Raw genomic sequence first — 12611 nt, 5'->3', positions numbered from 1 at the left:
TAAAAGGTGAGGCCATGCCCAGGTCTTGCCATAAGGGGTGATGCGTCAATACCGTCGTACATCTCATCCGCATCGGACCGTCACCACAGCGGACCAGGGGAGGGCTCAGGGCCGCGGTGATGTGCCGGAGCGGGGCGCGCGGTGGGGGGGTGCCGTGCTCGGTGACGTGTGATGCCTCATGCGTGATCGAGCCGTTCCGCGCAACCGGCTGCCTTTTTCGGGGCTGGTGAGCTTTGCCAGTGAAACAAACCCCCCTTTCGAACCGGACAAAGAGCCGGGCCGCCCGGGGGTGGGCGGTCCACCGGACGAGAGGGACCAGACTCATGAGCGCTGTTCTGGGCTCGGCGAGCACCGACCGGAATCCGTCGACGGCCGGCGCCTACCGGCCGATCTCCACGCACCTGGCCATTACGCCGCCGGTGAGCGTGGTGATTCCCGCCATGAACGAGGCGGAGAATCTCCCGTACGTCTTCAAGACCCTTCCGGACTGGATCCACGAAGTGGTTCTGGTGGACGGCAATTCCACCGACGACACCGTCGCGGTCGCCCGTGATCTGTGGCCGGACGTGAAGGTCGTCGATCAGCGCGGAAAGGGCAAGGGCGACGCGCTGATCACCGGGTTCGAGGCGTGCACCGGCGACATCATCGTGATGGTCGACGCGGACGGCTCGGCCGACGGCAACGAGATCGTGTCGTACGTCTCCGCCCTGGTCTCCGGCGCGGACTTCGCCAAGGGGTCCCGGTTCGCCAACGGCGGCGGCACCGACGACATGACCTTCATCCGCAAACTGGGCAACCGCGCGCTGTGCGCGGTCGTCAACCGCAAGTTCGGCGCCCGCTACACCGACCTGTGCTACGGCTACAACGCCTTCTGGCGGCACTGCCTGGACAAGATCGACCTGGACTGCACCGGCTTCGAGGTCGAGACGCTGATGAACATCCGGGTGGTCAAGGCCGGGCTGAAGGTGCAGGAGATACCCAGCCACGAGTACCTCCGCATCCACGGCACCAGCAACCTGAGCGCGGTGCGCGACGGGCTGCGGGTGCTGAGGGTGATCCTGCGGGAGCGCTCCAACCGGCGTGCGCTGCGCCGCCGCACCCAGCCCTCGCCGATGCTCGACACGGTCCGGGGAGAGGTGTCTTGAGCGGTCCCGACATCTCCGTCGTGATCTGCGTCTACACCGAGGACCGCTGGGAGGACATCCTCGCGGCGGTCGCCTCGGTGCGGGCGCAGTCCCGGCCGGCCCTGGAGACGCTCCTGGTCGTGGACCACAACCAGGCCCTCCTGGACCGTCTGACCCGGGAGTACAAGGAAACCAACGGCGTGCGGGTACTCGCCAACGCGGGCCCGCGCGGCCTGTCCGCCGGCCGCAACACCGGCATCGCCGCCGCCCACGGTGACGTGATCGCCTTCCTCGACGACGACGCCGTCGCCGAACGCGACTGGCTCAGGCACTTCGCCTCGGCGTACGCCGACCCGCGGGTGATGGCGGTCGGCGGCCGTACGGTGCCCATCTGGGCATCGGGGCGGCGGCCGGTGTGGTTCCCGGAGGAGTTCGACTGGGTGGTCGGCTGCACCTACCGGGGCCTGCCGCCCGGCCTGGTCCGGGTGCGCAACGTCCTGGGCGGCAACGCCTCCTTCCGCCGCAGCGCGTTCGACGCGGCGGGCGGCTTCGCCACCGGCATCGGACGGGACGGCGACAAGCGCCCGCTGGGCTGCGAGGAGACGGAACTGTGCATCCGCCTCACCCGCGCCCTGCCCGAGGCGATCCTGCTGATCGACGACCGCGCGGTGATCCACCACCGGGTGCCGTCCGGGCGCGAGCGGTTCGCCTATTTCCGTACGCGCGCGTACGCCGAGGGCCTGTCGAAGGCGCTGGTGGCCCGGAGCGTGGGTGCGGACAAGGGCCTGGAGTCCGAACGCCGGTACACCACCCGGGTCCTGCCGACCGGGGTGGCGCGCGGCCTGCGCGACGCGCTGCTGGCCCGGCCGGGCGGTGCCGGAAGGGCAGGGGCGATCGTCGCGGGGGTGTGCGCGGCGGCCGGTGGGTACGTCGTGGGGAGCGTACGGGCGCGCAGGAGCGGTACGACGTTCTCCGTGGCGCGGATCGAGGGGCGGCGGACGTGATCGAGGGGGGCGGGAGACGTGACTGACACGCGCGTGCCGATACTGATGTACCACGCGGTTGCGACCGACCCGAACGACGCCACCCGCGCCCTGTCGGTCACCCCGGAGGCCTTCGCCCGGCAGATGGAGGCCATCGGCGACCGGGGCCTCACCCCGCTCACCACGGCCGACCTCGCGGGCCGCTGGCGCTCCGGGCGCCCGCTGCCGCCGCGCCCGGTCCTGGTCACCTTCGACGACGGCTACGAGGGCGTCCACCGGCACGCGCTGCCCGTGCTCAGGAAGCACGGCTTCCCGGCCACGCTGTTCGTCTCCACCGGCTGGATCAGCGGCGCCCACGACACCGGCGGCGGCCTCGACCGCATGCTCGACTGGGACCAGGTGCGCGAACTGGCCGGGTCCGGCGTCGAGATCGGCGGCCACAGCCACAGCCACCCGCAGCTCGACCAGCTCGACGACGACGCCCTGCGCTTCGAGCTGACCCGTTGCCGGGACATCGTCGCCGGTGAACTGGGCGCCCTGCCCGTGTCGTTCGCCTACCCGTACGGCTACTCCAGCCGCCGGGTCCGCCAGGAGGTCCGTACGACGGGGTACGCCCAGGCGCTCGCCGTCGGCAACGTACTCGCCCGGCGAAGACAGGGGCCGTACGCCCTGCGCCGCGTCACCGTGCGCCGCAGTACCGGGATCGAGGAGTTCGAGCGGCTCGTCGAGGGCCGCGCGATCACCCGCACCTTCACCACGGACCGCGCCCTCACCAAGGGGTACGCACTGGTCCGCCGAGCACGTCAGGTCCGCCGGAAGGCCACTCGTACCCGTGTCTGACACGACCACCACAGCACAGGCCGAACCGACCGAGAAGGAGCCCCCGGAGCACCCCCGGCGCCGGCTGAGACTGCCAGGCCTCGGCCGGTCGCGGGGCGGCGGACAACTGTTCCGAAACGCCTACGCGCTGATGCTGAACACCGGCATCTCCGCGGTACTCGGCCTGGGCTACTGGCTGCTCGCGGCCCGCTACTACTCCGAGGCGGCGGTCGGCCAGGGCTCCGCCGCGATCGCCGCGATGAAGCTCCTCGCGGGGCTCACCGCGGTGACACTCACCGGCGCCCTGGCCCGCTTCATCCCGGTCGCGGGCCGCGCCACCGGGCGCCTGATCTTCCGTACCTACGCGGGCAGTTCGCTGGTGGTGGCGCTGGCGGCGGGCGTGTTCCTGCTGACGCTGGACGCGTGGGGACCGTCGTACCGCTTCCTGCACTCGCCGCTGCCCGCCGCCGGTTTCGTGGTGGCGGTCGTCGCCTGGAACCTGCTCACTCTCCAGGACGGTGTGCTCACCGGGCTGCGCAGCGCGCTGTGGGTGCCGGTCGGGAACACCGTGTTCTCGGCGGTGAAGCTGGGGCTGCTGATCGCGTTCGCGGTGGCGATCCCGATGGCCGGGGTCTTCGTGTCCTGGGTCGCGGCGATCGCCACGTCGGTGCTGCCGCTGGGCTGGCTGGTGTTCCGGCGGCTGGTGCCCCGGCATTTGGAGGCGACCGAGGAGCACGCGCGGCCGCCGACGGTGAGGGAGGTCGGGCGGTTCCTGGCGGGTGACTACACCGGGTCGCTGTTCTCGCTCGCCGTGGTCTATCTCGTGCCGGTGATCGTGGCCGCGCAGGTCAGCGCCGAGGACAACGCGTACTTCTACATCGCCGCCACCATCGGCGGCACGGTCAACCTGCTCGCCATCAACATGGGCGCCTCGCTGACCGTCGAGGGCTCGCACGATCCGGCCCGGCTCGCCGCCAACACGCGGGCCGCGCTGAGGCGGATGGCCCGGATCATGCTGCCGGTCGCCGCCGTGCTGTTCTTCGGCGCGCCCTGGATCCTCGGCGTGTTCGGCGCCGGGTACGCGGACGCGGCCACGCCGCTGCTGCGCTGGTTCGCGGTCGGGGCGGTGCTGCGGGTCGTGATGGAGACGTACTTCGCGGTGCTGCGCGCGCAGAGCCGTACCGCCGGACTGGCCTGGTTGCAGGGGCTGTTGTGCGCGCTGGTGCTCGGCCTGACGCTGGTGCTGCTGCCGCGCATGGGCCTGACCGGGGCGGGCGTCGCCGAGATCGTCAGCCTCGCGGTGATCGTGGCGATCGCGGCGCCCAGGCTGTACCGCACCGTCCGGGGCGCGGCCGCCGACGTCCCGGCGGGCGCGGCACCCGACGGGGACCTCGCCGACCTGGGGACGCGCGACAGCGACACTCTGGTGCTGGGCATCCCGGCCGACCTCGACCATCAGGAACGGCGGCCGGATGTACGACCGGGGCCGGGGACGCCGCCCACGGGGGTGCCGTCGGAGCCTGCCGGGGCAGCGGAAACGGAGATTCACCATTCGGCGGCACCTTGGCGAAAGCGCCTGATGCCCACCCGTCTCGGTGTCGTCCTCGGCTGTCTGCTGGTCGCCGCGCTCCTGCTCTACTGGGTCCCGGCGTCCCGTCTCGGCGAGGCCGACCTGGACCGCATGGGCGGGCTGGGCCTGATCTCCGTCCTGCCCACCCCGACCCTGGCCGGGGCCGCGCTGCTGGTCGTGGTGTTCGCCTCGCTGCTCTGGCCGAGCCGTGAGCACCGGACGCTGCTGCTGGTCACCCTGCTGGCCACGGTGGTGTCGCTGCACGCGCTGCCCGCGGTGATCGAGACCGAGCCGCGGTTCGCCACGGCCTGGCAGCACCTCGGCTTCCTCGACTACATCGACCGCACCGGCACGGCCGTACCGGACCTGGACGCGCGCTGGAGCTGGCCCGGCTTCTTCGCGGTGGCCGCCTTCGTCGCCCAGGCCTGCGGGGTCACCGACCTCACCGAGGTCATCCGCTGGTGGCCGCTGACCGTCCAACTGCTCTACCTGGCACCGCTGTTCCTGCTGACGCGGTCTCTCCGGGCCGGCTGGCGTGCCAAGTGGACCGGCGTGTGGATCTTCGTGCTGAGCGGCTGGGTCGGCCAGGACTACTTCTCCCCGCAGGGCTTCACCTACCTGCTGTACCTCGTGCTCGTGGCGATCGTGCTGGTCTGGTTCCGCGCCCCGCGCGTGATCTGGACGAGGTTCCGCCCCGGTGAGGCGGAGGTGGAGCCGACGAACCGGCGGCAGCGGGTGGTGCTGCTGCTCGTCGTGATCGGCCTGTTCGCGGCGACCGTCCCGGCCCACCAGCTGACCCCGTTCGTGATGCTGGGCGTGCTCGCGGTCCTCGTGCTGGTCGGCAGGTCCGAACTGCGCGGCCTGCCGGTGCTGTGCGGGGTGATGGTCGCGGCCTGGATCGGCTTCATGGCCGAGCCGTACTGGTCCGGGCACTTCGACGAGCTGTTCGGCGGGATCGGCGGCGTCGGCGGCAATGTGTCGTCGTCGGTGTCCGGCCGGATCGAGGGCGGCAGTTCGACCCACCAGCTCGTGCTGTACGCGCGCGTGGCGCTGGCCGGCGGGGTGATGACGCTCGCCTGCTGGGGCTGGTGGCGGCGGCGCGAGCACAAGTACCGCGAGCGGTCGCTGCTGGTGCTGGCCTTCGTGCCGTTCCTGGGCTTCGGCATGCAGTCGTACGGCGGTGAGATGGCGCTGCGCGTCTTCCTGTTCGCGCTGCCCGGTGCCGCCCTGCTGACGGGGCTCGCGCTCTTCCCGCGTACCGGCGTCACCGCCGAGGAACGGGAAAGGGACCGGGTGAGCCTCGCCCCGCTGGCCGCGCTGATGGCGGGGCTGGTGCTGATGGGCGGGTTCCTGGTGGCGCGGTGGGGCAACGAGCCGTTCGAACGGGTGCGGCCCGGCGAGGTCGCCGCCATGGAGTTCGTGTACGCGCACGACGATCCGAGCGTGCGGCTGCTGTGGCTCAGCGACGACCCGCTGCAGACCGTGACGCCCGCGATGCCGTGGGGCGCCCGGGACATGGAGAAGGTCGAGTACGTGCCGACGCTCGCACCGACCGACCCGGTGCTGGTGTCGGGGCTGGTCAAGGCGTTGAAGGACGCCGGGCCGAACTCGTATCTGATGATCAACCGTGCTCAGGTCACCTTCCTCCGCATGGATGCGGGCTACGCGGCGACCTGGGAACCCCGGCTGATCCAGCACCTGGACCGGCGGCCGGAGCTGCGGAAGGTGTTCGTCAACGAGGACGCAACGATTTACGCGCCGGCCACGCGGCCCGCCGGTCCTGTCCCCGAGGCCGATCCCGGCCCGCCGGGACCGCTGGTGACCTGGACGCCCTGGTCGGTGGTCGGGGCTCTTACGGCCGTCGTGCTGATCCTGCTGCTGTCGGCGCGGGAGGTGGTCCGGGTGGGGATGCGGCCGAGCGTGCGGAAGCTGCGGTGGCTGCAGAGCGGTTTCTGGTTCTCGCTGCCGCTGCTGGCGGTGCTGGTCGCGGCGCTGGTGCAGCGGTTCCTGACCATGAAGTAGCGGCTATCGCTCGAGCCACTTCACCTCGTACGCCTGCAGCTCGAACCGCTTGCCGTCGACGTCCGCGCTGATCGTCCGGTCCCGGGTGTTGACGACCAGGACGGTCCGGTCGGTGGCGAGGACACGTACGCCCGCCGGGGCGGCCACGGTCTCGTACGTCGTCCCCGGCGGGAACTCGGCGTTGAAGCGGGCCACCAGGTCGTACATGGGCAGCTTCGCGCCCCCGCCCTCGGTGTCGGTCGGCGTCCAGAGGCAGCCGGGGCAGTCGGGGCCGGTCTCCTCCTGCGGGTTCCAGTAGAAGCCGGAGGAGGCGCCGCCCCTGACCATGGCGATCATCGCGGCGGCCTGGACGGCGCGGCGGCGGGGCTCGGACCAGCCGTGCCGGTCGTCGTTGCCGTCGGCGGGCTCGACGTAGTACTCGGCCCACCACAGCGGCAGATCGTCGCCGGTCTGCCGCCGCACCCACTCGCCGACGGCCGTGAACTTGTCGGTGGCGGCGAACTCGTCCGGCAGCAGCTCGTCGTCCTTGGTGTAGCTGGAGCCGTCCACGACGACGAAGTCGGCGCCCGCCTTGTGCTCGTTCCAGTAGGCGAAGGCGTCCAGGACCCGCTGATCGAGGGCGCCCCAGGGGCCCTTGAGGGTGGTGGAGGCGATGTCCGTCTGCCGCGGGTCGACGCTGTCCATCACCAGGTACGGTCCGCCGACCATGATGTCCTGGTTCACCTCCTTCAGCGCCTGGTGGACGAGGTTGTACAGCTTCGTGTAGCCCTCGTGGTCCCAGCGGCGCTCGGCGTCGTTCCAGAACCCCTTGAACTCGTTCCAGACGATGAAGTGGCGTACGTCGGGATAGCGCTTGGCGACGGTCGCGGCGAGGGCGGCGAAGTCGGCGTAGTGCTCGGGCCGTGGGGCGGTCTCCAGGGCGGCCTGGCTCCAGTCGGTGTTCTCGGCGCCGGCCTCGCCGCCCTTCATCCAGTCCGGGGCGCAGCACAGCGTGATGACCGGCGTGCCGCCGGAGGCGCGGACGAAGTCGACGCGGCGGTCGAGGGCGGCGAAGTCGTAACGGCCCTTCACCGGCTCGGGGTTGTCGGCGCCCCAGCCCATGATGTGCTGGTTCTGCGGCAGCGCCGACTGCCTGAGGCTCGTCGTCACGCGCCCCAGGGCTGCGGCGGGGCCCTCGTCGGCGCTGAACTGGGTGTGGGTGAAGCCCCAGCCGACGTCCGGTCGCGGCTCCTCGGGCGGGACGGCGGGCGTGCCGTGCACCTTGTCGCCGTCCGGCGAGGTGCCGGCGGTGCTCGCGCCGTCGCCGGGAAGTGTGCTGACCAGGGTCACCACCAGGGCCACGAGGGCCGCCGACACACCGAGCAGCGCGGTGAGCCGCCACCGCCGTGCCCCCGTACCCCACCCATGACGTCCCATCGAGGGCAACAGTAACGGCGGGGACGGGCGTTGGGGCAGATGTCGTACATGTACGGCCCGGAAACCGGATGGAGCGGGGCACAGCGGGAGCAGGGGTGTGCAGCCGACACTCCGCGCGCACCTCGGAAACCGGGTGCACGCGACGCCCGTGTGCCCGATCATGGCGGCATGTCTGCGAACCCACACGACGCTCTGCCGATCCGGCTCCACGTCGACGACAGCGACTCGCCGTCCGACGTCGTGGACGCGCTGTTCCTCGGCCGCTTCGCGACGGGCGAGCAGCCGTACTCGCACGCGGCGAACATCGACCGCGTCCGCTCCGGGGCGACGCTGCTGCCGCCGGAGGCCCGGGTGCTGCGGGTGGCCCGCGACGACGACCGCAGCGCCACGCTCGCGGAGGGCGACGGCTGGACGCTGCTGGTCTCCCGCTGGAACCGGGGCGCGGACGTCACGGTCACCGCGACCAGCGCCGACCTGGCGAAGAAGGTCCTCGACCAGGCGACGGACGGCGCGTCGGACGAGCCCGAGCCGCAGCCGGAGAACGTGACGATGGGCTTCTGGTACGTCTCCCCCAGGCGCGGCCCGCACCGCACGACGCGGCAGATCTCGGCGGGTACGTGGGACGAGGTGCGGGCCAACTACACCGCGCCGGTCGCGGACGCCATGGACCGGCTGATGAAGACGACTCCGGAGGACATCGCGGGACGCCTGCTCCTGCTGCACGGCCCGCCGGGCACCGGCAAGACGTCGGCGCTGCGCACGCTGGCCCGCTCCTGGCGGGACTGGTGTCAGGTGGACTGCGTCCTGGACCCCGAGCGGCTGTTCAGTGACGTCGGCTATCTGATGGACATCGCGATCGGCGAGGACGACACGACCGGCAAAGGCCGCTGGCGGCTGCTGCTGCTGGAGGACTGCGACGAGCTGATCCGCGGCGAGGCCAAGCACACGGCGGGGCAGGCGCTGTCGCGGTTGCTGAACCTGACGGACGGGCTGCTGGGCCAGGGACGCAACGTCCTGGTCGGCGTCACGACCAACGAGGACCTCGAACGCCTGCACCCCGCCGTCGTCCGCCCCGGCCGCTGCCTGGCCCGCATCGAGGTGGGGCCGCTGACCCGGCGGGAGGCGGTCGGCTGGCTGGGCACCGAGGAGGGCGTCGGGCGGGACGGGGCGACGCTGGCGGAGCTGTACGCGCTGCGCCGGGGCACGTCTCCGACGGCGCTGCCGGAGCCGCGGGGCGGGTCGGAGGCGGGGCTGTACCTGTAGGAGGCCATGGGGTGTCGGCCGGTGCTTTGATGGACGTATGACCCTGTTCGTCGGCACGTCGGGGTGGCAGTACAAGGACTGGCGGGGGCTGCTGTACCCGGAGGGCTGCCCCACCCGGCTGTGGCTGGAGGAGTACGCCGAGGGGTTCGCCACGGTCGAGATCAACAACGCGTTCTACCGGCTGCCGACGCGGGAGAACTTCGAGGCGTGGCGGGAGCGGGTGCCGTCGGACTTCGTGGTGGCGGTGAAGGCCAGCCGGTATCTCACCCACATCAAGCGACTGAAGGACCCCGAGGAACCGGTGCACCGCCTGATGAGCCACGCGTCCGGCCTCGGCGACCGCCTGGGCCCGGTCCTCCTCCAGCTCCCGCCGAACCTGCGCGCGGATCCCGGGCTGCTGGACGCCTGCCTCGCCTGTTTCCCCGTCGGCACGAGGATCGCGGTGGAACCACGCCACGACTCCTGGTGGACGCCGGAGGTGGAGCAGGTCCTGCGCTCGCGGGGAGCGGCCCTGTGCTGGGCCGACGTGCTGGCCCGCCCGGTGACGCCGCTGTGGCGCACGACCGACTGGGGTTACGTCCGCTTCCACCAGGGCCGCGCCCGGCCGTGGCCGCACTACGGCCGCCAGTCGCTGCAGACGTGGGTCCACCGCATCACGGCCGTCTTCCCCGGCGACCACGACGTGTACGTGTACTTCAACAACGACCCGGGTGGGGCGGCGGTGGGCGACGCGATAACGTTCGCCGACCTGGCGAGGCGAACGGGGCAGAGGGTCACGCGGACGCCGAGGGAGCTTGCGATCCGGCGCTGAGGGTGACGTCGCAGTCCCTCGCAACGGCGCATGCCGACAGTGCCGAACCCCCGTCAGCCTCCGCCGACAAACCCCCTACCTCCCATACGCCGCCCGCAGGGCCTCCCGCACGGCATCCAGCGCCGCCTCCTCACCGAGCCCGAGCCTGCGCACCCTCTCGGCATAAGCCTGCGCAGCACCCGCCGCCTCCCGCTCCGCCGCCGACCCCGCCGCGGCGACGAACGTCCCGTGGCGCCCCCGCGTCTCGATCACGCCGTCCGTCTCCAGCGCCCGGTACGCCTTCGCCACCGTGTTCGCGGCCAGCCCCAGCGACTCGGCCAGCCCTCGAACCGTCGGCAGCCGATACCCCACCGGCAGCGCCCCCGACCGCGCCTGCGCGGAAATCTGCGCCCGGACCTGCTCGTACGGCGGCTCCGCCGCACCCTCATCGATGTCGATCTTCAAGGTCACGCGCCCGATTCTCCCGTACCGGCCGCAAAATGAGAGGCATCCCGGCCCCTGCCCGCGTAACGTCCGACCCCATGACCGTGATCGTGCGTGATCTGCGCCCCGAGGCCCGAGCCGACGTCGAGGCCTTCGCCCGGGTACGGCACCTCGCCCTGCCCTACATGGTGTCCACCCCGGACTCCGTCGCCCACGCCATCGCCCAGGCCCACCCCGACGCCCACTACCGCCCCCTCGTGGCCGAGCGGAACGGCGTGATCATCGGCACGGCTCAGGTCGGCATCGCCCACGACAGCCCGGAACCGGGCCAGGGCTACCTCAACGTCTACGTGCACCCGCACCGCACCCGCCACGGCGCCGGCTCGCTGCTGGTCCGGGTCGCCGAGGAACACCTGGCCGCGCAGGGGGCGACGAAACTCTTCACCTGGGTCCTCGACGAGCCCGCCAACCGCTCCTTCGCCGAAAGCCATGGCTACCGCCCCAGCCGCTCCGCGCACTTCCTCCGCCTGGACCTCGCGAACAGCTCCCTGCCGCCCCTCCAAACCCCGCCCCCCGGCGTAGAACTGCGCACGGCCGCCGACTACGCGGACGACCCGCGCCCGATGTTCGCACTGGACGCGGAGGCGACAGCGGACGAACCGAGCGACATCGCGGTCGAGTTCACGGACTACGAGGCGTGGATCGCGGAAACCTGGAAGCACCCGCTCCTCGACCTCGAACTGACCTCTGTGGTGCTTGTCGACGGCCGGCCCGCCGCCTTCAGCGCGGCCTACACGGACGGCGCCACCCGGTACGCCTCCGCCATGACCGGCACCGCCCGCGCCTTCCGCGGCCGGGGCCTGGCCAAGCTCGCCAAGAACGACTCCCTGCACCGCGCCCGCGCCGCCGGGTACACGGAGGCGTTCACGGGCAACGACGCGGGCAACGACCCGATGCTCGCGATCAACAAGTCGTTCGGGTACGAGATCTGCGCGACGGAGGTGCGCCATGTCCGCCGACTCGGCTGAGCCGCCCGCCATGGTGGACGTCGTCCTGGTCAAGGCCGGCCGGACGAAGATCCGTTATCCGGCCGAGCTGCTCCAGGACGACGGCACCCGGATCGTGGTCCGCGCTCCCTTCGCGGGCACCGGCGTGCGCGACTTCGGCTTCGTGCGCTTCGAGCCCGGGGACGTCTTCACCGAGTACTACTGGCGGGACCGCTGGTACGCGGTGATGGAGGTCCGCGACCCGTCCGGCGTCCTCAAGGGCTGGTACTGCGACATCGCCCGCCCGGCCACCTTCTCGGGCACCGAGCTGGTGGTCGAGGATCTCGACCTGGACCTGTGGCGCTCCGCCGACGGCACGGACGTACGCCGCCTGGACGAGGACGAGTTCGCGGAGAGCGGCCTCGCGGAAACGGACCCGGAGGCGGCCACCAAGGCACTGACGGCTCTGGACGAACTGGAGTCCCTGGCCCGCGGCGGCGACTTCGAGTCCCTCCTCGGCAGCTGAGCAGCTGAGCAGCAGCAGAGCAGCAGCAGAGCGTCACTCCAGGGCGACGACCGCGTACCGCTCGTCGCCCACGGCTCTCCCCCACAGCGCCGTGTCCTGCGACAACCGCTCCACCCGCACCGACCCGGCGACGGGCGCGAGAAGCTCCCGAAGGCGGTCCGCCGCTATGCCCACCGGCGCGACCGTCCCCCACACGCCCTCGACCAGCACCAGCCGTCCGCCCGGCCGCAACAGCCCCCGCCAGTGCCGCAGCGCCCGGCCGGGATCCGGCAGTGCCCACAGCACATGCCGTACGAGCACGACGTCGAACCGCCGCTCCCCCACCGGCGGTGCCGCCGCGTCACCGACGAGGAACACGGCGTCACGTCCGGCGAGTTTCGCGCGGGCCCGTTCCACCATGGCCGGGGAGAGGTCGACGCCGGTGACGCGGTGTCCCTGCTCGGTGGCGAGGAGCGACAGACTGCCGGTGCCACAGCCGAGGTCGAGGATGTCGCAGGCGGTGTCGGGCAGCCAGGAGCGCAGCCGCAGCGCCCAGGCGTCCCGCACCTCGGGATCGCGCAGCCCGTGATCCGGCTCGTCGTCGAAAGCGGGGGCGAGCGCGTCCCAGTCCACGCCATCCGCAGAGGTCAGAGCGTCCTCGTCAGTCGTCATGCCCCCAGGGTGACACC

General features: G+C 71.9%; 11 protein-coding genes. 8 read left to right on the top strand and 3 right to left on the bottom strand.

The features are described 5' to 3' along the window. Window positions 1-323 precede the first annotated feature (323 nt). Genes HJD23_RS33860 through HJD23_RS33845 form a run of 4 tightly spaced genes read left to right on the top strand, consistent with a single transcriptional unit; the run spans window position 324 to window position 6518 of the window. Window positions 324-1145 (top strand): glycosyltransferase family 2 protein, encoded by an 822-nt coding sequence (locus HJD23_RS33860; protein WP_171113195.1) that lies wholly within the window; start codon window positions 324-326, stop codon window positions 1143-1145. Next, window positions 1142-2128 (top strand): glycosyltransferase family 2 protein, encoded by a 987-nt coding sequence (locus HJD23_RS33855; RefSeq protein WP_171113193.1) that lies wholly within the window; start codon window positions 1142-1144, stop codon window positions 2126-2128. The genes HJD23_RS33860 and HJD23_RS33855 overlap by 4 nt, the downstream gene beginning before the upstream one ends. A gap of 18 nt (window positions 2129-2146) precedes the next feature. After that, window positions 2147-2947, top strand: a complete 801-nt coding sequence (locus HJD23_RS33850; protein WP_171113191.1) for a polysaccharide deacetylase family protein — start codon at window positions 2147-2149, stop codon at window positions 2945-2947. After that, window positions 2940-6518 carry a lipopolysaccharide biosynthesis protein gene (locus HJD23_RS33845; protein ID WP_171113189.1) on the top strand — a complete coding sequence of 1193 codons (3579 nt, stop codon included), beginning with the start codon at window positions 2940-2942 and terminating at the stop codon, window positions 6516-6518. Before HJD23_RS33850 ends, HJD23_RS33845 begins: the two co-directional genes overlap by 8 nt. Before the next feature lie 3 nt (window positions 6519-6521). On the opposite strand, the gene HJD23_RS33840 is transcribed toward HJD23_RS33845, so the two are convergent. Then, window positions 6522-7934: a xylan 1,4-beta-xylosidase gene (locus HJD23_RS33840; RefSeq protein ID WP_171113187.1), complete on the bottom strand. Its 1413-nt coding sequence runs from the start codon at window positions 7932-7934 to the stop codon at window positions 6522-6524. Between the two features lie 168 nt (window positions 7935-8102). Here HJD23_RS33840 and HJD23_RS33835 point away from each other — a divergent pair, with 168 nt between their 5' ends. Both HJD23_RS33835 and HJD23_RS33830 read left to right on the top strand, forming a co-directional pair. Then, window positions 8103-9197, top strand: a complete 1095-nt coding sequence (locus tag HJD23_RS33835; protein WP_171113185.1) for a DUF5925 domain-containing protein — start codon at window positions 8103-8105, stop codon at window positions 9195-9197. 37 nt (window positions 9198-9234) lie between these two features. Continuing rightward, the gene (locus HJD23_RS33830) at window positions 9235-10008 is read left to right on the top strand and encodes a DUF72 domain-containing protein (protein WP_171113183.1); all 774 of its coding nucleotides are present in this window, start codon (window positions 9235-9237) and stop codon (window positions 10006-10008) included. A 75-nt stretch (window positions 10009-10083) separates the two neighbouring features. Here HJD23_RS33830 and HJD23_RS33825 read toward each other — a convergent pair whose 3' ends face one another. Beyond that, window positions 10084-10458 (bottom strand): GntR family transcriptional regulator, encoded by a 375-nt coding sequence (locus HJD23_RS33825; protein ID WP_171113181.1) that lies wholly within the window; start codon window positions 10456-10458, stop codon window positions 10084-10086. A 71-nt stretch (window positions 10459-10529) separates the two neighbouring features. On the opposite strand from HJD23_RS33825, the gene HJD23_RS33820 reads away from it, so the two are divergent. Both HJD23_RS33820 and HJD23_RS33815 read left to right on the top strand, forming a co-directional pair. Continuing rightward, window positions 10530-11459, top strand: coding sequence for a GNAT family N-acetyltransferase (locus HJD23_RS33820; protein WP_171113179.1), 930 nt, complete (start codon window positions 10530-10532; stop codon window positions 11457-11459). Then, on the top strand, window positions 11440-11943 hold the full coding sequence (locus HJD23_RS33815) for a DUF402 domain-containing protein (RefSeq protein ID WP_171113177.1): 504 nt from the start codon (window positions 11440-11442) through the stop codon (window positions 11941-11943). Before HJD23_RS33820 ends, HJD23_RS33815 begins: the two co-directional genes overlap by 20 nt. Before the next feature lie 33 nt (window positions 11944-11976). Here HJD23_RS33815 and HJD23_RS33810 read toward each other — a convergent pair whose 3' ends face one another. Then, window positions 11977-12594, bottom strand: coding sequence for a class I SAM-dependent methyltransferase (locus HJD23_RS33810; RefSeq protein ID WP_171113175.1), 618 nt, complete (start codon window positions 12592-12594; stop codon window positions 11977-11979). Window positions 12595-12611: the final 17 nt, after the last annotated feature.

Origin of the sequence: Streptomyces sp. Z423-1 (assembly GCF_013009255.1) — a bacterium.
Taxonomy (GTDB): domain Bacteria; phylum Actinomycetota; class Actinomycetes; order Streptomycetales; family Streptomycetaceae; genus Streptomyces; species Streptomyces gossypiisoli.
Note: the sequence above shows the minus strand (reverse complement) of the source record. Positions and strands in the feature narration are given on the sequence as shown.